This window comes from Dyadobacter sp. CY351, from assembly GCF_021502625.1.
GTDB classification, from domain to species: domain Bacteria; phylum Bacteroidota; class Bacteroidia; order Cytophagales; family Spirosomataceae; genus Dyadobacter; species Dyadobacter chenhuakuii.
Genome location: NZ_JAKFFU010000002.1, coordinates 366,262 through 388,648, shown reverse-complemented (window position 1 = coordinate 388,648; position 22,387 = coordinate 366,262). Strand labels below are relative to the sequence as shown.

Genomic DNA, 22,387 nt, shown 5'->3' with positions numbered 1-22,387 from the left:
CTAACTGATCCTGCTCCAATTGGTCGCCTCCTTGCCCATATGCTCAATATGCGCGCGAATGGGTTGGTTTACAGGTTGGAGCAGGTCAGGATCTGCATTCAGGATTTCCTCTGCTGATATTCTCGCTGCCTTCAAAATTTCCCCGTCCTGGGCCAGGTTGGCAACCAAAAGATCCAGAAGCCCGCTCTGCTGCGTCCCGGACAAGTCGCCCGGTCCGCGTAATTGAAGATCCACTTCCGCAATTTCAAAACCATCATTTGTCCTGCACATTGTTTCAATGCGCAGCTTGGTTTCCTTGCTGATTTTATAATCGGTGATCAGAATGCAATAGGACTGTTCAGCACCCCTTCCTACCCTGCCGCGTAACTGGTGCAATTGGGATAATCCAAATCTTTCCGCATTCTCAATGACCATTACGGATGCATTGGGCACATTAACGCCAACCTCAATCACCGTCGTCGCGACCATGATCTTTGTTTCCCCACGCACAAACCGCGCCATTTCATAATCTTTATCGGCGGATTTCATCTTCCCGTGCAGAATGCTGAGCGGCACGTCGGGAAATGCCCTTGAAACGCTTTCATAACCATCCATAAGGTCTTTCAAATCCATTTTTTCGGATTCTTCAATCAATGGATAAACCATATAGATCTGCCTTCCTTTTGCAATTTCATCTTTCAGAAAACCAAAAACAGATAACCGGTGCGCATCATAGCGGTGAACGGTCTTGATCGGTTTCCTGCCCGCCGGGAGCTCATTAATGGCTGAAATATCAAGATCGCCGTACAATGTCATTGCCAATGTCCGGGGAATGGGCGTTGCGGTCATAACAAGCATATGCGGGTTAATGCGGCTGTTCTTAGCCCATAACTTCGCACGCTGTGCCACGCCGAAACGGTGCTGCTCGTCGATAATGCACAATCCCAGGTTCTTGAATTGCACAATGTCTTCTATAAGGGCGTGCGTACCTACAATAATGTGCATCGAGCCGTCCAGCAATTGCTTGTGGATAAGCTCCCTTTCCTTCTTTTTGGTGGATCCCGTAAGCTTGCAAATGTTGACGCCTAGCGCGTCAGCGAATTTCTTTAAACCCTGATAATGCTGATCTGCCAGGATTTCCGTCGGGGCCATTAAGCACGCCTGAGCATCATTATCCAGCGCGAAAAGCATGGAAATGAATGCGACAATGGTCTTACCGGAACCCACATCGCCCTGCAAAAGGCGGTTCATTTGCCTGCCGGTTTTCAGGTCCTCATGAATTTCTGAGAGAACCCGGATCTGTGCATTGGTTAATGTAAAGGGCAAATGATTCTCGTAAAACTGCTTTACCAGATTAGTATGGCCGAAAATCATCCCGGGATATTCCGTTTTATGCAGCAGCTTGTTTTTGATCAACCGAAATTGATTGTAAAAAAGCTCCTCAAATTTCAGTCTCCTCTGGGCCTGATGCAGCCACTGTGCATTTTGCGGCAGGTGAAAGTTCCAAAGTGCATCAGCCTTCGAGACCAATCTGTATTTCTGAACGAGCGTTTCGGGAAGCGTTTCACGGATGTGCGACCTGGAAACTTCCAGCAGCGATTTCATCATCCGGCTTATCGTCCGGCTGTCGACGAATTTCCTTCGAAGCTTTTCGGTAAGCGGATAAATGGGCTGCCAAAAACCGCCACTTTCGTTTTCCGGCGTGATCAGGTCGAGCTCCGGATGAGTGATGCTCCATCTGCCGCCAAATGCAACGGGTTTTCCAAAAACAATATATTCTGTATTCGGGCGAAGATTTTTTTCGTACCAGGCAATGCTTTGAAACCAAACGAGTTCCAGTATCCCTGTGCCATCCGTAAAGTATGCCACGAGCCGCTTTTTGTTTCCTTCGCCGGTGAGGGTCCACTCGCGGAGCCTGCCCTTGATCTGCGCAGCCGGAAGCTGATCATTCAGGTTTTTAATCTGATGAAAAACGGTTCTGTCCTCATGTCGGAAGGGATAATGTTGGATGAGGTCACCAAACGTAAAAATGCCCAGTTCCTGATTCAGGAGAGCCGCTTTTTGCGGACCTACACCTTTCAAAAACTCGATTTTTGTATCAAAGAAGCGTGTTCTTACTGTTTGGTTTGCATCAGAAGTCATTATTCAAATATAGCGCGAATTCGTAAAAAACAAAGATCAGGGCTTTCGGATATGTTAATCAAAGTTAATGTGCCCGTTTCGCAACAGTTTTTGCACTACGTGGTTTGGTTCACAACTTTTGAATGGCGTATTTCGTTGGATTATTAATTTTTATCCACCTAAAATCAATTTTAATCATTTATGAAAACCACATTTTTAACGCTTTTCCTGACATTAGTTTCATTGACATGGGCAGCTGCACAAAGTCCGAGAGTGACAACCGACGGCCCTAATGTCAGCATTGCTTACGGCCAGCCTTCGAAAAAAGGAAGGGTCCTTTTTGGAAAAGAGGGAAGTGAAAGCTTGGAAAAATATGGCAAAGTATGGAGAACCGGCGCAAATGCTTCTACTGAAATCACTTTCAAAAAAGACGGCATGTTTGCCGGCAAAGCTGTGAAAGCAGGCACTTACAGCTTGTTCACAATTCCGGGAGAAAAAGAATGGTCTGTTATCCTTAACAGCGTTCTGGGCCAGTCTGGTGCTTACGACTACGAAAAAAATAAAGACAAAGATGTTTTGAAAGTGACTGTACCAAGCAAAACATATCCTACATCAGAAGAAAAACTCACCTTCAAAGTAAGCGCAACCTCGCTTGATTTTCAATGGGATAAGTCAGGGTTTTCTGTTCCTTTGAAGTTTTAATGTTTTATAGGCCTAAATAAAGATCGGGCAACTTTCAATGGAAAGTTGCCCGATCTTTATTATTCATTCCTTGCAGATAAGAATACAAGGGAATAGCTGAGTTTAATTTAACAGTTTTTCCAAAAATATCGCAGAACCCTGAGACTGATATGGTGTCTTCAATACACGCTGCTTATTATTAATCCAATAGCAAACATTAGAATAATTTTCTTTGCCAACAAGATGATTCCTCGATCCCAGCACATATTCATCTCTTCCGTTGAAAGCGATGTCGTTAGCTTGCGATAATGAATGCCCTCCATCTAGGATTGTAGTCTCACTACCCCGAATGACAACTGCTTTTTCATCTTCACCACCTAGGTATTTACTTCCTAGTAGATAAACCACATTTTCCCTAACACCGAAATTGAGTATATATGCAGTATTCCCCGTCGGTGAAATAAAGATGCCATTCTTCCAATAACCAGCTAAAAAGTACCCACCATTGGTAGGGCGGTATTCTCCAACGACATATACATCAAAAGCCGTAGTCTCAATTCCATACCCGTGGCCAAATTTATCTGATAAGAATGTCCTCTCTCCATTTTTCCAAAAGCAGGGCTTTTCTGAATCCATTCCGGAGATAAAAATATCATTTCCGCGAAACGAAATGTCGCTTGCATAACCCTTATGGTTATTTAGGAACGTCATCACGCCGTCCTTCCAAACAAATGCCCTGAAATTATCGTTATCTTCATACACTGACCCAACAAGATATAACTTGCCGTTGTACGACCCAATGGCTTGGACTTTGCCATTTCTTTTGTTATCAATTACATTGAGATTTCCATCTTCCCAGTAGCAAGGTTTTCCTTCATGTTCACCAGCAACGATTATCTTGCTATCGTGCTTCGACAAATCATATGCTATTGAATGCTTCTGATCTAGGTTATGTAATGTGTCATTTTTCCAATAGCAAGCATTCCATTTATTATTAGCGACATTGATCGCTCCGGCAATAAAGACGCTCAAGGAATCCGTGGTGACGGATTCCTCTGTACTGTTGGCCACAGAGACCGAATCTGCTTGCTTGTCAAATCTCGGAACTTTCATTTCTGAAAGTTCCTGCTTGCAAGAGTAAAAGCAAACCGAAAGACAGGCATAATACATGATGGATTTACAAGTTAACATAGCAATGTTGAAAAAGGAAAACTCAGAGATGACACCCTGTCACAGTTCCCAAGAAATACATTTTTGCTATGCAATCTAAATCCGTTTTCCCATCGGTGACTTTTAGAAAACGAACGGTAATAGAGGATAATAAATAGTATTGCTACAAATTCCCCTTAATCATATTTTCTAGTACCTGTAAATGATCCGTAAATGCTTTTTGCCCTGCTTCTGTGGCTTTATAGGTTGTCAGGGGCTTCCTGCCCAGGAACTGCTTCTGGAATTCAATGTATTTTGTTTCTTCCAATGCTTTCAAATGTGAGGCGAGATTGCCGTCCGTTAGCTGCAAAAGTTCTTTTAATTCATTGAAACTGAGCGAATCATTCACCACAAGCACAGACATCAGCCCAAGCCTAATTTTACTCTCAAAAACTTTATTAAACTTCTCTAACCACTCCATTTGTTACGGGCCTAAGGCCCCATTCTTGGCGACAAATTTTATCTGTTAAGCTCCATAAACAGCATTGCATCCCGGTTTCGAAGCCAAACTGCCTGGTCACGCTGATTGTTTGCACGCGTTGTCAGCAGCGTCGAAACAAATCCGGTGCCTAATGATATCCAAAAAAAGGTTTTCACATTATTTCTATTTCCCGAAACAAGCGAGTTCACCGACCCTATGACGCCTGCCAGGGATAAAACATAAGCAATGTTTCTTGTCCGGCGGGAGCTTTTGTAAAGTTGAAGCCCGCCTTGTGAGATGATAAACTCCTGTTTAAGCGCCCTTTGTCCTCTGTACAATACATTGTTTTTCACAAAACTATTTCCGCTTTGCAGATAAATGGTCTCCTTATCATACCATTTTTTAGCCATTACCACGGCGCTGTCGGAAACAGACTGGCCGTTGCTAACAAAGGAAAACAACAATAACGCCACGCAGATGAGGCCATTGGCAACCGTTTTGTTGCTGCTTAACTTTTCCCTTTCGTAACGGTTATACATTGTAAGGCCATAAATAATGTGAAGTACGCCAAATCCCAGCGCCCAAAAAAGCAGGGAATAGTTGGTCATGAAAAGCGTAAGGCTGCCGAGTGCGATTTCGCAGATGCCCATGTAAAAGAGCTCCGGGTAAGTGAATTTGCTCGCATTAACCAGTGCAATGCCGTAAAAAATCAATGTTGCCGGAAATACGATCCATAACATGCGATGGTAAAGTAGCATGGCCAGGCAAAAGATCCCACCTGTTAAAAGTGGTACAAGCATGCCGATCAACAATCTTTTAGAACTGCCATTCCAGACAGTTAACCCTCTTTTTCTGCCTTTACGTACAGTCAAAATAACGCCGGCAGCCAGCGACAGGATCAGGACACAAATGCCATCGGCAATCAAAAAGCGGGCAACATCTTGCTGGCTGTTATCGCCGTAAGGTGCAGCCGGTGACGCGACGGCAACGAGCCAATCGGTTTTGAATTTCACATAGCCTACCCCGGCCCCGATCAGCGCAAAAACACCAATAAACACACCGCTTAACCCGCTTAGCGACAAGAACTTTGATGACCGCTCCATCAGGTTGCGGATCTCATTCAGGGTGTGCAGAGAGTCCTCGTTCGTATTCATAGAACAGATTGTAAAAGCGTTAAATCAAAAAAGGAGCAAAAATTTCGGGACAAAAATAATCAGGCCGACCAGCACCGCGGAGATAGCCAGAAGCAGGACCGCCGCAGCAGCCGTGTCTTTTACAACCTTAATAACAGGGTGATAATCAGGCATAACGAGGTCTGCCAATTTTTCAATCGACGTGTTAAACGCCTCAGCAGCCAGCACCAGCGCAATTTGAATGATAATAATGGTCCATTCGACGGACGAAATATCGAAAAACACACCGGCTACTAAAACCAGTATGCAGGCCATTAAATGGATGCGTGCATTGTTCTCGTAGCGAAATAGATTGTAAATCCCCACACCCGCGAAGCGAAAACTGCGTGCGGCTTTAAGAAAATCTATGGGTCCGTTCATTTTGTTTGATTTCTGCGAAAATATGGAACGCAAAGTACAACAACATCAGCACGAACGAAAACGTCAATGCGTGTTTTGTGCCTTCCCTTTTGCAAAAATAAGCTCGATTATTTCTTATTAACCTCCTCAAAAGCCTTCATCATCGCCCATTCCCTTCCCGCTGTGTTTGCTTTGAAAGTTTCCAGGCAGCCACGGTCTTGCAGGGTAATGTAGCATGTTTTGCCATTTTTACCGCCGAAGCAAATGTTGGAAACCTTCTTACCAATGGTGGTAATGGTCTGGATTACTTTGCCTTCGGGAGATAGCACGGCAACTTCGCCTTTTCCATGCCTTGCAATGTAAAGATTGCCTTCAATGTCGCAGCGCATGCCGTCCATTCCGCCGTCTTCAAACTTGTGAAGGAGCTTTTTGTTAGATAAAGATCCATCTGGTGCCAGGTCGAAAACCCACACATTCCTTTGCACACTTTCGTTCACATACAACTTCTTTTCATCCGGGCTGACGTCTATTCCGTTGGTAGTCCCCATATTTTCGGCTACCAACCGCGTTTTGCCTTCGGGTGAAACGTGCCAGATCTGGCCCGTCCCCTCTTTCCAGTTCGGGTCGGAACAAAAAATGTGACCTTTTGCGGTGATAGCAAGGTCATTGGGCTGGTTCATTTTCGGTTCGTTGGCAAAGACCGAAATGTCCTTTGTGAGCAGGTTGACTTTCAGCACATTATGCCCTGTAAAATCTGCTACGAAAAAAGTGTTTTTATCCGCAAACCGGATGCCGTTGCCTGTGCTGCCCTTGGGAAGGGTTACGAAAAAGCTTGCACTTCCTTTTTTACTCATAATAGCAACTGTCCCGTCACGGGCGAAATTCACTGCATATACGTTTCCTTCACTGTCAACCGCGGGGCCTTCACAGTTGCTTGTGAATTCACCTTCGTTGGAGAATTTTTTGCTTTTCGTTTGTGCAAAAGATGTCTGAGCAAAAACGGTGCAGGAAATCAGGAGGAGCAAAAATTTATTCATGATCAAGAATTTCAAGGCACTAATTTTTCCATTTGATCGCGCAACCAACCGGCTTGGTAATGGTCGTAACGACGGGTTTTCCGGTCAAAAGATTGCTAACCGCTTCATCCGCATATAACTTGGTAACCCCGGCAGGGTCCTGCGGATTATCGTCGATCATACCAATGTAACGAACCGTGAATTTGGAGCCGTTTTTTTGTAAAATATAAACCTGCGGCGTGCGCCCTGCACCAAACGCTTTGGCAACCTGCTGCGATTCATCCACCAGGTAAGGATAACCATATCCTTTCGAGGCTGCACGCTCTTTCATTTTCTCAAATGTATCGTCCTGATGCGTTCCGGGATCGCTCGGGTTAATGGCGATGACAGGAAAGCCCTGTGCGGCAAACTTATTGTTCAATGCAATAATCCGGTCTTCGTAAGCTTTGGCAAAAGGGCAATGGTTGCTTGTAAAAATCACAATGACGCCCTTAGCATTATTGAAATCACTCAGCGAAACCATGTTGCCGTCCGTATTTTTCAATCGGAAGCTTGCTGCCGCGTCGCCTACCTGATAGCCAGCGGATTGTTTCACTTCAATGAGTGCGATTTTTTCCTCAGATGCATTTGCATCGGACGCAAATCCTACACCTAAAAACATTGCAACCCATAACCAAATTTTCATTTTCCTGTTTTTTATACGCATGCTATCATTAAGACACAAAATATGGAATAAAGTAACAGATCGGATTGTTAAGTTTTGTTAATTCAACGATTCAACGCCATGAAGGCTGGTAATCATATAAAGGTAACGGTTTGTCAAACTTTAACTATACGCACTGAAATATTTGCCGGGAAATCAGGTAACATTTGCGTTAATGCATTGTAATTCTGTACGCAAGTGTCTATCTTTGCACCTCATTTTAGAAATCAGTTTTACATAATTTATTAACATGTACGCAATCGTAGAAATCGCAGGTCAGCAATTTAAGGTTGAAAAGGGTCTCGAAATCTTCACGCATAGGCTTGAAGGTGACGTGAACGCTGCTCTTGTGTTTGACAAAGTCCTTCTGGTTGACACCGCAGGCACAGTACAGGTAGGTCTTCCAACAGTTGCAGGCGCTTCTGTTAAGGCAACTGTCCTTGAACACCTTAAAGGTGAAAAAGTGATCGTCTTCAAAAAGAAAAGACGTAAAGGTTACAAAGTTAAGAATGGTCACCGTCAGTATCTGACGAAGATCAGCATTGACGAGATCGTAGCTTAATCAGTTTTAAATAAAGAAATTATAATTAATAGTTAAGATATCATGGCACATAAGAAAGGTGTAGGTAGCTCGAGAAACGGACGTGAATCGGAAAGCAAGCGTCTGGGAGTAAAATTATTCGGTGGCCAGGTTGCCAAAGCAGGAAATATCCTGGTTCGTCAGCGTGGAACCAAGCACAATCCTGGTAACAATGTAGGCATCGGCCGTGACCATACTTTATTTGCATTGGTTGAAGGTAATGTAGTTTTCCGTAAGACGCGTCAAAACAAGTCATACGTTCACATTGAACCGCTTGCTGTTGCAGCAACTGAGGCTCCTGTTACAGCAGAAGCATAGTCAGCAAAGGTCAAGAATCTGGCATTGAAAGAACCCGAAGGATATTTAGTCCTTTGGGTTTTTTTATGTTTAAAGGAAGGCATCAAACCAAAACCCCGATTTGCTTGTTTAACCTACACAAAGTCATTTACCCGTTTAAAACATACTTACCAAGCCAATGCTAACACGCCCGGTTTTTGTATATACAGAATTAAGTCCGAACCCTAACTCGATGAAGTTTGTGCTCAACTTTGAGCTGGTGCCCGATGGACTTTCGTTTGACTATCCTTCATTGGAAGCAGCTCTGGAAGAAGGAAAAGCTTCACCACTAGCGTCTGATCTCTTTCAGTTTCCGCATGTAAAAAGAGTTTTTATCGCCAGCAATTTTGTCACGATCACCAAGGACGATGCCATAGCATGGGAAGAGGTTCTGCGTGATACAAAGCAGTTTATCAAGATATATTTCGAAGAAAACCATCCCGTTTTTGAACAACAGACAATTGATAAAAATACATTGATCGTCGATGAAAGGGATTCTGACACAGTGCAGAAAATCAAGGCAGCATTGGATCAGTATGTTCGTCCGGCTGTGGAATCGGATGGCGGCGCTATTAATTTCCATTCGTTTAATGAGGATTCGGGTGTTGTGAAGGTGTTGTTACAAGGATCCTGCAGCGGCTGCCCTTCTTCTACCCTGACATTGAAAGCGGGCATTGAAAACCTGCTTACGCGTATGGTTCCGGATGTGAAGGAAGTGGTTGCCGAAGGCGTTTAAGAACGTGAAACCCATATATAGAAACCCTGTCATTCACTGGCAGGGTTTCTTTTTTTGTGCCGTTTCACTAGTTTCGGCGTATGAAGCAAACGCTGCAAAAATTTTTGGATCAAATTGAAAGTCTGCAATCCAATGGCACCCGCTATTTTCCTGACGGGATATTTCCCGCGCACAGGGAGAATAAACTGATAGGTTACCACCGGCCGGATACGACCATCTTCTTTTCCGCGATCTCTTGCTTCACATTACAATCCATTGCGAAATATGCCGACCCGGAACTGCAAAAAACCATCGAACGGATCTGTAAGAATGTAATCAAAAATTACCCAGATTTCCAGAACAAAGACGGCCTCAAAACTTACAACTTCTGGAAAACCAGGCCGTCACGACACTTCCCGAATGGCCACATTTTTCATCGTTTTGAACATTTCCGTATTCCTGACGATGTGGATGATACAGCATTCATTTACCTCACAACCAGCCCTACAGCTAATGAACTAGCCTGGCTGAAAGAGAAACTCAAACTGCACGCCAACGGAACGAAGTTAAGCGTTCGCAATACATTTGAGGAATATAAAAGCCTAAAAGCCTACTCCACATGGTTTGGCAAAAACATGTATGTGGAATTTGACGTTTGCGTCCTCAGTAATTTAATGTATTGCATTCTCCAATACGATCTGCCTCTGAATGAGCATGATGAAGATAGCTTGCATTACATCCGCTCGGTTATAGAAACCGATCGATACATTACTATGCCGTTCCGCTGCGCGCATCAGTATCCGCGGACGCCGCTGATTATTTACCACGTCGCGCGACTGATAGCGGCCTTTGATCCGCCTGCGCTGCAGCCGGTTAAGAGCAAATTTATTGCCGATGCACAGCGAATTTTAAAAACCACCAATCACCCGATGGACAAGGTGATCATCTCTTCTTCGCTCATCCGGCTTGGTGTAAAAACCGAGCGCATTGGCATTGAAAATTTTACCAAAACCGATTTTAACGGCTTCTTTTTCTTTATAGCCGGCCTCCTTACCGCGTACGAGCACCCGATCCTTTACAAGCTCGCTATCAATCCGTTATTTCATATGCATTGGATCTGCGAAGCCCATTGCTGGACACTTCTCGCAGAATATGAGACACTTTGGAACAACACCGCACAAAATATGCGTTAAACTTTCATTCCATAACCGACGAATAACGCAATGTCCGAAGCCACGATTTCTTTGCAGGTAAAACACATTATCCAGGAAGCAACCGATACAAAGACATTCGTTTTTGAAAGAACGAACAAGCAGCCATTCACCTACAAAGCCGGCCAGTTCCTTACATTCCTGATTCCCATGCACGGGCAAGAAACCAGGCGTTCGTATTCAATGAGTTCTGCGCCTGATGTGGATGAAGACCCGGCCATAACTGTGAAGCGCGTTCCCAATGGTGAAGTATCGCGCTTCTGGATTGATACGGTTAAAGTGGGCGACCAGTTTAATGTATTGCCGGCTTCGGGCAGGTTTGTATTGGAAGAGTCCTTCGGAACGCCGCGCGACATTGTGCTCATAGCAGCTGGAAGTGGCATCACACCACTTTTTTCTATTTTAAAACAAGCCCTGGTCCAGGAAAAGGAAAGCAACATTACATTGCTATATGCCAGCAGGAACGTGCGGCATGCGCTGTTTCATGACCAGATCCGGCAATGGCAGGAAAAATTTCCGGAACGGCTGAATGTCGTCCACATTCACAGTCAGCCGCTGGACGACTGGAATGGGCTGCGCGGGCGAATTAACAACACCAGGCTCGAACAGCTGGTCAGCAAATCATTGCGTTTCCAGCCCAGGAACGCACGTTTCTTCATTTGCGGCCCTTATGAGCTGATGCGCTCGGTGGAAATAACATTGCATTTCATGGGCTTTTCGTCTTTACAGATCAGGAAGGAGAATTTCATAATTCCTGCTGTACCACCGCCCCCGCCTGTCTCCTACCCGCATGTGATCAAACTCAATTTTCGGGGTGAGGCGCATGATCTTTTTGTTCCTGCCCATACCACCGTACTGGATGCGGCCCTGGCGGCGAATATTAAGCTGCCTTACAGCTGCAAAGGCGGAAGATGTTCGACTTGTGCCGGGATATGCAGGTCCGGAAAGCTGCATATGAGTGTGAACGAAGTGCTCACAGACCGTGATTTGGAGCAAGGATGGGTCCTAACTTGCTCAGCTTATGTGGATTCCGCAGATGTTTCAATTGACATTATCTAAACCATTTCAAGCAAAAAGCGTACGAATGTGATTTCGTACGCTTTATTATGGATTTAGGATTAGCAGAAAAATGGGTAATTCTGGAAAAGGTTAAAGGTTAGGTTCTTTCAAGTGTTAAGGACGAGGAACGTAGAATATTATTTTATTTGAGATCTTCCTGACAAAATTAATTGTAAAAATGGTTAATCCAATTAAAAATCGAAAAAGTGTTCGAGCACACACGCAAAATGTGTTCTCGGGATCGTACCCGAAAGCGCAGATGTAAATGCATTTGCACTGCGTAAAACTAAACTCTATTCAGGACAATCTCAAATTTATTATAAATAAAATTTGAAAAGTATTGTGCTGGATACATTAGTTTGTTCTAAACTATTTATCCTTCAAATAAAAATTTGATATTCGTCCTGGCAACCGAAAGTGATGGATACAGACACCCCAAGAAAGTGAAAAAGAGAATCGTCAGAATAAAAGACATAGCAGAAAAGGCCCAAACGTCAAAAGGAACCGTAGACCGTGTATTGCACAACCGAGGCAGGGTTGCCGATGATGTGCGTGAGCGTATTTTGAGCATTATCAAAGAGCTTAACTATGAGCCGAATTTCATAGCACAATCACTAAAATCCCAGAAGACTTACAATTTGGCCGTCCTTATCCCCGACCCAGATGCGGATTCGTACTGGGAAGCACCGAAAATCGGGCTTGAAAAGGCGGAAAAAGAATTACGGCAATATGGCGTATACATTACCCTGTTCATTTTCAATTCGCATGAGGAACAGTCATTTATCGCAAAGGCTAAGGAAGTTTCCAAAGAGCATCCCGACGGACTTTTGATCGCACCGGTTTTTTACAAAGAAGCATTGCCTTTTTTCGAAGAATGGGCGAATCTGAATATTCCTTATGTGCTTTTTAATACGCAGATTGAGCATGTTAACCCGCTTTGCTACATTGGACAGGACTCATATAGAAGTGGCTCGCTGGCGGCAAAAATCCTGAGTTTCGGCTTGCAGTCGCCTGGGACCGTTTTGGTGGCGCACGTGAATGAAGACATTTCGAACTCTGCCCATTTGATTACAAAAGAGGCTGGATTCCGCGATTATTTCAAGGCCAGTGACGACGCTGCTTACAAGGTGATCAGCAAGGAGATCAATTTCCCGGATGGAGAAACGCTCGATGACCAGCTGGATGCGATCCTTACAGATGAACCTGAACTGAAGGCCGTTTATGTCACCAATTCCAAAGCATTCGAAGTGGCTTCCTACCTGGAAAAAAAGGCTTTAAAGCACATTAAACTGGTGGGTTATGACTTGTTAAAGCCGAACCTCAACTTCCTGGAAAAAGAGATCATTAACTTTCTGATCAACCAAAATCCGCTTGGACAAGGTTACTGGGGAATTCATCAGCTGGCCAACTTCCTTGTGTTTAAAAAGGACATTCAGCCTATCAAATTCCTGCCGCTGGACATTATCACCAAGGAAAACCTGGATTATTACCTGGATCCCCAATAAGGTTTCTCGGATCCGCAGGGTTTTGCATAGTCATGCTGCTTACAAATCGCCGAACTGGCTGTACATCTCTTTCAGCTTGGGTTCGGTTTCTTTGGCTCGGATATCCTTGCGCAAAGCCGCTACACCTTGAATGTCTGTTAGTAAGCCCAAAGCCTGGAATGCGCCAAATCTGACGAAATAAGAAGGGTTTTCGCGCGCCAGCCCTTCCAGAACCGGAATGCTTTTGCGCTGCACATCCTGCTTGGATTTGATCAGATACTTTCCAAAAACCTGCAAGAAATTATACTTCTCAGTAGGCTTCATTGCCTTCATCTTTTCTAAAAACCAGTCGAACCGCTCCGGCTGGGCGAGTCCTGCGTAATAGTTACCAACCGACGTGACAATGGCATCATTGGGACTGTTTTCAAATTGTGCCGCTATTTCATTCGCATCGGTCGGTTGCGCCATCAGATATTTTTCTATCGCCACCGAAACGACCTGGTAAGAGCTGTCACTCAATGCTTCCCTGAAAATCGAATCGCTGTTGTTATCACCGAAAGAAGCCAGTGTGATCATCGCTTCCGAACGCACTTGCGGATGTGCGTCCTGCCTTGCAGCGCTCTGGATCACCTTCTCAATGTCAGCAAAACCGTCCCCGTCATATTCCGAGAAATTACTGATCGCCATCTGACGGAATTTCCAGAAAGGATCCGTCATCGCTTTTACCAGAATTGCCCTTGCTAATGTGTCAGTAAGGTTTCCTTCCAACGAAGCCAGCGCTTCATATTTATGTAAAAACCGGTCGCTATGCGTGTATTGGAACTCCATCTCGCGTCTGTTCTTTTCATGCTCCACAACGCCGAGCAACTGCGCTTCCGCATCGAAAACAACCAGATCAGGCTTTTTAGCAGCTGGGAATTCGAGTGTTTGGTTTACCTTGTCGACTAGCACATTATACTGGCTTTTCTTACCATTGACCCAGACATCCACTTTCAGCGGAAGTCTGTAAACCGTTGTGGCCAGCGTGTCCTGGGTTTGTTTTAATTTCAAAAGAACCTTTCCCGTTGCCGCCGCGTATTCCTGCTGGATTTTAATGTTTGGGTGCCCCGGCTTATGAAACCATTGGTCAAAAAACCAGTTCAGATCTTCTCCCGTAACTTTTTCGAAAGACATTCTCAGATCATCTATCTCAGCGGTCCCGAATGCGTGGCTTTTCAAATACTGCTGAAGGGAAGCAAAAAAAGCATCATCGCCTACATAGTTGCGCAACATATGCAGGATACGGCCACCTTTGGCGTAGGAATGGCTGTCGAACATATTTTCACGATCCTTATAAAAATAGCGGATCATCGGCACTTGCTTTGTTTCGGATTCAGCCAGATATGCTTTCATTTCCTGCAAGTTCTGCCAGTCTGCTTCGTACTTTCCGTTGTTATACTCACTCCAAAGATATTCGGAGTAATTTGCAAATGACTCATTCAAAGGAAGTTGCCCCCACTCTTCGGCGGTAACATAATCCCCAAACCAGTGATGCGCCAATTCATGGGCAATAACAGCGTCCGAGTTTCCGTCCACAAGCGACCGGGCGTCATTTTGAACGCCTTCTTCATGAACCGTTGCGGTTGTATTTTCCATTGCGCCCGCCACAAAGTCCCTTACGGCAATCTGTGCGTATTTTTCCCAGGGATATTCTATTCCGAAAACGTTGGCAAAAAAGCCCATCATTTCAGGCGTACGGCCAAAGATTGCGTGTGCATTCTGTCCGTATTTTGGCTCAACGTAGTAACTCAGTTCCAATCCGTTTGGCATCATATCCTTGGCAACGACAAAGTCACCCACGGCCAGCATAGTAAGGTAAGGCGCATGTGGAAGCGTTTGTTTCCAATGGTCGGTCCGCAAACCGTTTTTGCCTTCATTCTGAGCAACTAACAAACCATTTGATAACGTTTTATAGGTGCTGTCTACAGTAATGTAAATGTCCTGGGTAAATTTTTGATTAGGTGCGTCAATGGTAGGAAACCAGCAGCTGCTTCCTTCGGTCTCACCTTGCGTCCAGATCTGTTTCGGTTTGCCTTCATCCATACCATCCGCATTGATAAAATAAAGCCCTTTGTCTGATGCGCTGTCTCCCGGCTTGTCACGCGGAACGTCATTCGGACGCGCTATGTAATCTATTTTAACAAAAACGGTGTCTTTTCTGGTGTAGCTCTGGTCCAGCTTGATCAGCAATTTTCGCTTATCATAAGTGTATTCCAGCTTTTTCTTGACTTTTCCCTGAATCTCTTCCGTGGACAATGATCCATAATCTCCGACCGTGTCCATGAGGGCGATGCCTTTTATATCAAAGCCCTTAGCATCCAGTTCCAGTATGTTTTGCGGATAAAAATGCGGCTTGAACATGAGAACGGCCGACGCCGGAACCTGCTGTTTTTCCCAGTCGAATGCGACATCAAGGCGTGTATAAAGAATATCACTTTTCCTTGGCCGCTCCGGACGGTAAGCACCCTGTGAGGAAACTGTTCCCGGATTCCTTCTTCTCAGCGTATCTGCCACCTCGGCAGCCTGTGAAGGAACGGAGAACAATAGCAATGCTGTGCAGATAACAAAGATCAAACGGCCCAAAAAAAGCCCCCTATCGTGGCTGGTAACGTCTCTTTTCAAGATGATTGTGTGGATGTATGTCAAAATGTTTTTGTTAGTATTTTTTGTTCTTTTGCTCAAATAAAATATCAGGTCGGCAGGATTCTCCCTGCTTCTGCTGCTCTCCTGGCAGGAATATACGACACCAGCATTGTTATGATAACGACGATAACGCCCGTATAGAGTATATCTTCCCATATTAATTTAACGGGATAGGCATCCACCAGTGACGTTGCCATTCCCATTGAAACAAATCCATATTTCAATTGTAATACGCATAGTAAAATTCCCCCACCCAGCCCAGCCAGCGCACCAGACAGAGCCACAATTGCTCCTTCTGCAAGAAAAATTCTCCGGATCAACCCCGGCGTGGCGCCTAATGCATAGAGCATGGAAACGTCTTTCTTTTTCTCAATAGCCAGCATGCTGAGCGAAAAGAAAATGTTGATCGCAGCTACTAAAATAATGAAAGACAAGGTTATAGCCACAAAAAGTTTTTCCAGACGGATCGCACGAAGCAAGTCTGAGTTAAGCGAATCCCTGTCTCTGACCACAAACCGGTCACCCAATTGATCCGCAATCCTCCTGCTTACCTTTCCTTCCTTGTAACCTGGCATAACCTGCACTTCCAGCGAAGATCTTTCACCTTCATATCCCATCAGCTTTTCAACCAATGCGATTGGTGCGATCACGTAATCGTCGTAACGTGTCTCTATAAAAAATATGCCGCCGGGCCTCAGCAGAAGGTGGTTAAATGCTTCTGAAGAGGTCAGGTTTAATGTTTTGGAGCCGGTTTTGGGATACATTAATTGTAATGGCGTAATAATGTCTTCCAAAGAAATGGATAAAGCATTCCTGACGCCTTCCGCGATGATGCCATACGGCGTGCCGCCCTGGCCATAAAGTTTTAATGTTCCTTCAATGATCGCCGTATCGAGCTGGCCCTGCCGCTGAAATGTGCTGTCAACGCCTTTAAGGCGCACAATGATCTGCTGGTTACCATACTGGGCAAGCGCGTTGTCTTCCACAACCTGCGTAACCAGCCTGACGCCTTCAACGGATCTGACCTTTTGAATCAACGCATTATCTGTTTTAAACCTTTTGCCTTCTGCGGGCGTGATCTTAACGTCCGCATCGAAGGTTTTGAAGATTTTCCGGTTCAGGTCCTCCATTCCATTGAAAACAGAAAGCACGACGACCATAGCCATGGTTCCAACTGCTACACCAGCCATAGCGATGCGGGCTATGACGCTGATGAAGCTGCGTTTGTTCCGGGAAAAAAAATAGCGGACAGCGATCCTGTACGAAAGATGCATTAGGCAGGAGCTTTAATCAATTGGATTCGTCGTCCTCGTCCGGTTGAGCTGGTGGAATAACAATATCCGAGAATAGCAGGTCCATTTTGGCTGCATACTCGGCAGTATCGTCCATATAGAATTGAAGATGAGGCACAATCCGAAGCTGGTGACGCACCCTTTCGCCCAGTTTCTGACGAATGAATTTGGTGTTTTCCTGAATCGTTTCCAGTAATATCGACTTATTTTTATCGGGCAAAAAACTCAGGTATGCTCTTGCAATGCTCAGATCGGGCGTGACACGCACGGCTGTAATGGTAACAAAAGAGCCATTCGTCAAATGATGTGCGTCCTTTTGAAATATCTCCCCAAGATCCTTCTGAATCTGCCTCCCTACTTTTTGTTGTCTTTTAGATTCCATGTTTCAAAAGTACAAATATCCGGACTTATTTTGTTTTTGTAGAATGCGGAGTTGTAATTTCGTGAAAGTTATTCTGATAAGATACATAATCCGCATACTTCTTGTTAAGTTTTTTTCGCGTTAACGCACGGTATCAGAGCATCAGTCTGGTCGTATTTTTCCTGCTGCTCCGGCTTCCATTTTTCCTGGGGGGTGCGCCGCTGCTTATCCCGGAACTGAGCTGGATGCTGGTAGGCGAGCAAATGGGCCGTGGATTTATGCTTTACCGCGACGTGTGGGACAATGTAAGCCCTTTTTCGGGCCTTACTTACTGGCTTATCGACACGCTTTTCGGCCGCACGCAATGGGTTTATCAGCTCGCCGCGATCACGGTTTCAGTCGTGCAGATCCTTTATTTCAACTACGTTATACATTCCCGGGAAGTTTTCCCCGAACGCACGTTCCTTCCAGGTGCTTTATATGCATTGTTCCTGAACATTTCCTTTGATATGGGCACGCTCTCGCCCATGCTGATGGCTAATACATTCCTGCTTTTCGCCTTCGGTGCCATTGTCAAGATCCTGGTAAGAAGGGAAGTAACGACCCAGGTTTTTGAAATGGGGCTTTATATCGGGATTGCCACATTGTTTTATCTGCCGGCTTCATTGTTCATGATCTGGGCATTTTTGGCGCTGTTGTTTTATACAGGTTCCACCGTGCGTCACCATTTGCTGGGGTTGTTCGGATCTTTATTCCCGTTGCTGATGGTCGTGCTGTTCTTTTATATGAACAATGGCATTGAAAGTCTTAACAGGAACCTGCTGACTTCTGTTTTTCAGGTAAAACAATATAACCTCAATGATTTTTCCTCACTGATCGCGTCGCTGTTGCTGCCGCTGGGCTTTGGGGTGATGGGTTTTATGCGGATCTTCACCACGTTGCGCTTTGTCAATTATCAAACTCGGATCCAGCAGGTGATGGCCCTCTGGTTTATCATTGCGGTGTTCACCATTCCGCTCATGCAGTTTATGGCGCCGATGCAGTTTGTGATCTTCATCCCGCCTGCTGCGTTTTTTGCAACACATTATTTTCAGAGTTTCAGAAAAAAAAGCTGGGCCGACGAGTTTCAGTTTATCACAATGGGCGCTGTGATCCTGATGATCCAATATCAGGGTTTACGCGGCATTATACCCGGAATATCCATGGGTAAGCTCGAAAATCTGCGTGCAAAACAAGCAGCGCTTCCGGAACAGATCCAGAATAAGCGCGTACTGGTGCTGGGGCAGCATTCAGGGGAATATATCAATAATTACACGGCCACGCCTTACCTCAACTGGGAACTCGCCAGCTATGATTTGCGCAACCTGGATAATTTTGACAGCGTGATACACGTCTACGACAACTTCAAAAAGGATCCGCCGGACTACGTTATCGACAAAGTGAACATTATGCCGAAACTGCTTTACCGCGTTCCGGCATTAAGAAGCCAATATGAATTAAGTCCCTGGAAAGGGATTTATCAGCGTAAGATCTAGCAGGCGATCTTATCCACCCGGGTCTGGTGACGACCACCTTCAAATTCCGTCGCCAGGAATGCGCCTACGCTTGCCAGTGCCGTTTCCAGTTCGATAAATCGAACGGGTATGCAAATAATATTTGCATCGTTATGCTGGCGGGCTAATGCTGCTAGTGGCAGGTCCCAAACCAGCGCTGCACGAATTCCCTGATGCTTGTTGGCCGTAATGCAAACGCCCTGGCCGCTGCCGCAAAGCAACACGCCTTTCTCGAACTCGCCGCTTTCAACGCCGTTAGCCACGGGATGGGCAAAATCTGCATAGTCAGCAGAATCGGCGCTGTATGTGCCGAAATCCTTCACTTCAAAACCATTCGTCGTTAACCAGTTGATAACCGGCTCCTTATATGGAAAACCCGCGTGATCCGAACCGATAGCAATTTTTCTCATTAGTTTTTTGTTAATTGTAACATTTAATGATGGTCCTACAAAGTTACGATTATCTACTTCAACAACTAAATTGAATATCTGAATATGAGTGAAGAAGCAAAGCCAACCAATGCGGAATTAATAGACGTCTCCCTGATGAACCCCGCGGTTCCCGAAGATGAAAAGCGGATCAAGGAAGCATTTGAAGACCGGAATTGGAATGAGATAAAAAGTGCAGATTCCTGGGTTGTGTTTAAAGTAATGGCCGAGTTTGTCGAAGGGTTTGACAAGCTGGCGAAGATCGGGCCTTGCGTTTCTATATTCGGGTCGGCGCGGACGCTATCCAGCAATCCGCATTACAAAACAGCCGAAGATATTGCAGCCAAGCTCGTAAGACATGGATATGGCGTAATTACGGGCGGTGGGCCCGGGATTATGGAGGCGGGTAACAAAGGTGCGCTTGAGCAAGGCGGAAAGTCGGTTGGATTAAATATAAAACTCCCTTTTGAGCAGCATAGCAACATTTATATCGATCCTGACAAGAACATTAACTTCGATTTTTTCTTTGTACGAAAGGTAATGTTTGTTAAATATTCGCAGGGATTTATTGTCATGCCGGGAGGATTTGGAACGCTGGACGAAATGTTTGAAGCGATGACGCTGATCCAGACCAAGAAGATCGGACGCTTTCCCATCGTGCTTGTAGGAAGCAGTTACTGGACCGGTCTGCTCGACTGGATTAAGGGAACAATGCTGACCGAGGGCAACATTAATCCCGAAGACATGAAACTGATCAGTGTTGTAGACACGCCGGATGAAGCCGTAAAAGTGATCGACAACTTCTACAATAAATATATGTTGAAGCCAAACTTCTAAGCACACAAGTCGCAATATTGCCAGAGCCGTATCCTATTCAAAACGAAGATACGGCTCTATTTTTTTGATCATGGCTTCATCCACAACCCGCACTTTCCGCAAATCATCCACATTCCTGAACGGCCCGTGCTGATTTCGGTAATTGATAATGATGGCAGTGACTTTCTTGTTTTTGAAATACGAATGCTTACCCAAGTCCTCGGCACTCACGCTATTGAGATTAATCTTTTTCACTGCGCTGCTGACCTTTCCATAACGGTGCAGCTCAGCCAGCGCCACAGAGTCCAGCCCGAAAATCTCTTCGTATTGATCCGCAGAATGGAATCCGCCCAGCGCATCACGGAATTTGAGGATGCGTAACGAAAGCTTGCTTCCAATCCCGCGCAGTTTCACAAGTTCGGTTGTATCCGCGGTGTTCATGTCAAATGCCGTTATGACCGTTTTCGAAGGTTTACTAAATGCTGAATAAGGTGCCTTATCGTTTCCAATATGCTTTTTTGTTCCGGCAGTGTTGTTTTCAAATGTTGGCTGAGCCGTAAAAACAATGTATTTTTCGAGCTTATGGAACAGTTCTGACGGAAGATCGTAGATATTAAGCAGGTCGTTTTTCTTTCGGAACTTGCCTCCTTTGCTTCGAAAATTTTCAATTCTTTTAGCAAGAAATGCGGGAATGCCAAGCGTTTCAAGTTGGTCAACGGAGGCCACATTAGGATCAAAATCAGACAGCTTAACCGGCTTCCCGGGTTTGCGGGCTAATGTTTTTTTAGGATAGGGTTTAAAAGACTTGCTCTTAGCCTGGCTTGCCTTCTCCAACACAACGGCCAGACTATCGAGTATTTTCACATTAACCGGCCGCTCGTTGATGTGCAGCTCAGGCAACAGGAACCTCCGGAAAAAGAAGGGTAACCACAGCAAAAGCAGGCAGAGCACCATGAGGACCAGCGCACCCCTGGCTTCTTTTCTTGAAATACCAAAATACGATTGCAGCAGAAACGCGATTTTACGAAACATTTGTCGGGACATTAATTTCCCTTTAGACGCAGCTTTCGTTTTTGGTCACAAAAAAAACTGCGAAGATGTTTTTTACACCTTCGCAGCTCTCATTTACAATATAATTACTGATTCACAGAAACACTTCCGGCGCTGGCTGAGAGCGTAACCGGAATGCCGCCGCCATTCATTTTTCCACGTACACGATCTTTTGCTGCTTCCCCATCAAAGTTTTTCAGGGCAATGTTTACTTTGTTTCCTTTCAGGTCCAGGTCTACGCCCTTATCCATCGGCATGGTCACGCGAACGCTTCCCGCTGAGCTCGACAGATCCACATAATCGCCTAGTTTAGCCATTTCCACCTCAATACTTCCCGCACTGGTGCTGGCCCGCAAGCTTCCCGATACATTAGCAAGCCTTACCGAACCGCCCGATGTGCCCGTATTCAATGTGCCTTTAATGCCATCGCCTTTTACGCTTCCGCCGCTCGTGCGTGCTTCAATGTCGCCTTCAAGGCCATTCAATGCAATGCTGCCGCCGGAGGTTTTGAGCTGGATTTTACCGGTCAATTCGGTTGCTTTAATGCTTCCTCCGCTTGTATGGAGGTCGATGTCCTTTTTGCAATTCATGACATCGATGCTGCCGCCCGAAGTCCGTCCGCGGATCAAACCGTCGAGGTCACTCACTTTCTGCTTCCGCCGCTTGTCTCGAAATTCTGCTCACCGCTTAGCGACGCTATGTGGATGCTGCCGCCGCTGGTTTTTAAGTTTGTTTGTGTATTTCTTGGGGCTGAAACTTTGAAACCAATGGAAATGCTTTTTTTATCATTCCATTTCACATTGTTTTTCCGTTTTGCAGTCGCAACAACACGGTTTCCTTCTGTCCCGATAAGAATGTCGTAGTCTTCCAGGCGGTCTTCGATGTCTTCCTTGGTCAGTTCGCTCTTGCCATTCCAATTATTGGGTCTGACATACATTTCGACTTTGAATCCGCTGTTCTGGCCGCCATTTACGGTTATTGAGCCGCCGGATGTTTCTACGGCAAGTTCTTTCAGGTTTGCGCTGCTGAAATTTTTGGTAACATAGGGCTTATCGCTATCAACCTGGGCAGAAACGGCCCCTGCTGTGAAAAGCGCAAACATTATTAAAAGTAGTTTTCTGTTTCTCATGTCTAATATGATTAGGTTTTTCTGAATGA

23 protein-coding genes are annotated in these 22,387 nt (G+C 45.3%); 9 read left to right on the top strand and 14 right to left on the bottom strand.

Annotation, left to right across the window (positions count from 1 at the left end; all coding sequences use genetic code 11):
- Complete coding sequence (recG, locus tag L0660_RS03690) at positions 1 to 2,121, bottom strand: ATP-dependent DNA helicase RecG (RefSeq protein ID WP_235158226.1); 2,121 nt, start codon at positions 2,119 to 2,121, stop codon at positions 1 to 3.
- Between the two features lie 180 nt (positions 2,122 to 2,301).
- Here recG and L0660_RS03685 point away from each other — a divergent pair, with 180 nt between their 5' ends.
- Complete coding sequence (locus tag L0660_RS03685) at positions 2,302 to 2,802, top strand: DUF2911 domain-containing protein (protein WP_233795612.1); 501 nt, start codon at positions 2,302 to 2,304, stop codon at positions 2,800 to 2,802.
- Positions 2,803 to 2,904: 102 nt separating this feature from the next.
- On the opposite strand, the gene L0660_RS03680 is transcribed toward L0660_RS03685, so the two are convergent.
- The 6 genes from L0660_RS03680 to L0660_RS03655 all read right to left on the bottom strand — a co-directional run bounded on the left by L0660_RS03680 (position 2,905) and on the right by L0660_RS03655 (position 7,644).
- Positions 2,905 to 3,894, bottom strand: a complete 990-nt coding sequence (locus L0660_RS03680; RefSeq protein WP_235158225.1) for a hypothetical protein — start codon at positions 3,892 to 3,894, stop codon at positions 2,905 to 2,907.
- A 220-nt stretch (positions 3,895 to 4,114) separates the two neighbouring features.
- Entirely contained in the window at positions 4,115 to 4,411 is a 297-nt protein-coding gene (locus L0660_RS03675; RefSeq protein ID WP_235158224.1) for a transcriptional regulator, read from the bottom strand.
- Positions 4,412 to 4,449: 38 nt separating this feature from the next.
- Positions 4,450 to 5,565 carry a hypothetical protein gene (locus tag L0660_RS26190; protein ID WP_310589621.1) on the bottom strand — a complete coding sequence of 372 codons (1,116 nt, stop codon included), beginning with the start codon at positions 5,563 to 5,565 and terminating at the stop codon, positions 4,450 to 4,452.
- Positions 5,566 to 5,589: 24 nt separating this feature from the next.
- Positions 5,590 to 5,964, bottom strand: a complete 375-nt coding sequence (locus L0660_RS03665) for a diacylglycerol kinase family protein (protein WP_233795610.1) — start codon at positions 5,962 to 5,964, stop codon at positions 5,590 to 5,592.
- 107 nt (positions 5,965 to 6,071) lie between these two features.
- Complete coding sequence (locus L0660_RS03660) at positions 6,072 to 6,980, bottom strand: SMP-30/gluconolactonase/LRE family protein (RefSeq protein WP_235158223.1); 909 nt, start codon at positions 6,978 to 6,980, stop codon at positions 6,072 to 6,074.
- Positions 6,981 to 6,999: 19 nt separating this feature from the next.
- A complete protein-coding gene (locus tag L0660_RS03655) occupies positions 7,000 to 7,644 on the bottom strand; it encodes a thioredoxin family protein (protein ID WP_235158222.1) in 645 nt (214 codons plus the stop codon).
- 268 nt (positions 7,645 to 7,912) lie between these two features.
- Here L0660_RS03655 and rplU point away from each other — a divergent pair, with 268 nt between their 5' ends.
- The 6 genes from rplU (at position 7,913) to L0660_RS03625 (ending at position 13,068) form a co-directional block, all read left to right on the top strand.
- The gene (gene rplU / locus L0660_RS03650) at positions 7,913 to 8,224 is read left to right on the top strand and encodes a 50S ribosomal protein L21 (protein ID WP_026632321.1); all 312 of its coding nucleotides are present in this window, start codon (positions 7,913 to 7,915) and stop codon (positions 8,222 to 8,224) included.
- 42 nt (positions 8,225 to 8,266) lie between these two features.
- Positions 8,267 to 8,560 carry a 50S ribosomal protein L27 gene (rpmA, locus tag L0660_RS03645; RefSeq protein ID WP_233795607.1) on the top strand — a complete coding sequence of 98 codons (294 nt, stop codon included), beginning with the start codon at positions 8,267 to 8,269 and terminating at the stop codon, positions 8,558 to 8,560.
- A gap of 157 nt (positions 8,561 to 8,717) precedes the next feature.
- The gene (locus L0660_RS03640; protein ID WP_026632319.1) at positions 8,718 to 9,314 is read left to right on the top strand and encodes a NifU family protein; all 597 of its coding nucleotides are present in this window, start codon (positions 8,718 to 8,720) and stop codon (positions 9,312 to 9,314) included.
- 80 nt (positions 9,315 to 9,394) lie between these two features.
- Positions 9,395 to 10,486: a hypothetical protein gene (locus L0660_RS03635; RefSeq protein WP_235158221.1), complete on the top strand. Its 1,092-nt coding sequence runs from the start codon at positions 9,395 to 9,397 to the stop codon at positions 10,484 to 10,486.
- A 30-nt stretch (positions 10,487 to 10,516) separates the two neighbouring features.
- The gene (locus L0660_RS03630) at positions 10,517 to 11,563 is read left to right on the top strand and encodes a ferredoxin--NADP reductase (protein WP_235158220.1); all 1,047 of its coding nucleotides are present in this window, start codon (positions 10,517 to 10,519) and stop codon (positions 11,561 to 11,563) included.
- Positions 11,564 to 12,006: 443 nt separating this feature from the next.
- The gene (locus L0660_RS03625; protein WP_026632316.1) at positions 12,007 to 13,068 is read left to right on the top strand and encodes a LacI family DNA-binding transcriptional regulator; all 1,062 of its coding nucleotides are present in this window, start codon (positions 12,007 to 12,009) and stop codon (positions 13,066 to 13,068) included.
- 39 nt (positions 13,069 to 13,107) lie between these two features.
- On the opposite strand, the gene L0660_RS03620 is transcribed toward L0660_RS03625, so the two are convergent.
- The 3 genes from L0660_RS03620 to rbfA are packed head-to-tail and all read right to left on the bottom strand — an operon-like array spanning position 13,108 to position 17,403.
- Positions 13,108 to 15,885 (bottom strand): M1 family metallopeptidase, encoded by a 2,778-nt coding sequence (locus tag L0660_RS03620; RefSeq protein WP_235158219.1) that lies wholly within the window; start codon positions 15,883 to 15,885, stop codon positions 13,108 to 13,110.
- Positions 15,777 to 17,003, bottom strand: a complete 1,227-nt coding sequence (locus L0660_RS03615; protein ID WP_233795602.1) for an FtsX-like permease family protein — start codon at positions 17,001 to 17,003, stop codon at positions 15,777 to 15,779. The genes L0660_RS03620 and L0660_RS03615 overlap by 109 nt, the downstream gene beginning before the upstream one ends.
- Before the next feature lie 16 nt (positions 17,004 to 17,019).
- Positions 17,020 to 17,403: a 30S ribosome-binding factor RbfA gene (gene rbfA, locus L0660_RS03610; protein ID WP_026632313.1), complete on the bottom strand. Its 384-nt coding sequence runs from the start codon at positions 17,401 to 17,403 to the stop codon at positions 17,020 to 17,022.
- Positions 17,404 to 17,504: 101 nt separating this feature from the next.
- Between rbfA and L0660_RS03605 the strand changes: the two genes are divergently transcribed.
- Positions 17,505 to 18,917: a hypothetical protein gene (locus L0660_RS03605; RefSeq protein WP_235158218.1), complete on the top strand. Its 1,413-nt coding sequence runs from the start codon at positions 17,505 to 17,507 to the stop codon at positions 18,915 to 18,917.
- Here the strand turns inward: L0660_RS03605 and rpiB are convergent.
- Entirely contained in the window at positions 18,914 to 19,345 is a 432-nt protein-coding gene (gene rpiB / locus L0660_RS03600) for a ribose 5-phosphate isomerase B (RefSeq protein ID WP_235158217.1), read from the bottom strand. The two genes, L0660_RS03605 and rpiB, sit on opposite strands and share 4 nt — an antisense overlap.
- A gap of 135 nt (positions 19,346 to 19,480) precedes the next feature.
- Between rpiB and L0660_RS03595 the strand changes: the two genes are divergently transcribed.
- A complete protein-coding gene (locus tag L0660_RS03595; RefSeq protein WP_235158502.1) occupies positions 19,481 to 20,200 on the top strand; it encodes a TIGR00730 family Rossman fold protein in 720 nt (239 codons plus the stop codon).
- A gap of 33 nt (positions 20,201 to 20,233) precedes the next feature.
- On the opposite strand, the gene L0660_RS03590 is transcribed toward L0660_RS03595, so the two are convergent.
- From L0660_RS03590 to L0660_RS03580, 3 genes are all read right to left on the bottom strand, one after another.
- A complete protein-coding gene (locus L0660_RS03590; protein ID WP_235158216.1) occupies positions 20,234 to 21,211 on the bottom strand; it encodes a ComEA family DNA-binding protein in 978 nt (325 codons plus the stop codon).
- Between the two features lie 104 nt (positions 21,212 to 21,315).
- Positions 21,316 to 21,876 carry a DUF4097 family beta strand repeat-containing protein gene (locus L0660_RS03585; protein WP_235158215.1) on the bottom strand — a complete coding sequence of 187 codons (561 nt, stop codon included), beginning with the start codon at positions 21,874 to 21,876 and terminating at the stop codon, positions 21,316 to 21,318.
- The gene (locus tag L0660_RS03580; RefSeq protein WP_235158214.1) at positions 21,873 to 22,358 is read right to left on the bottom strand and encodes a hypothetical protein; all 486 of its coding nucleotides are present in this window, start codon (positions 22,356 to 22,358) and stop codon (positions 21,873 to 21,875) included. The genes L0660_RS03585 and L0660_RS03580 overlap by 4 nt, the downstream gene beginning before the upstream one ends.
- Positions 22,359 to 22,387: the final 29 nt, after the last annotated feature.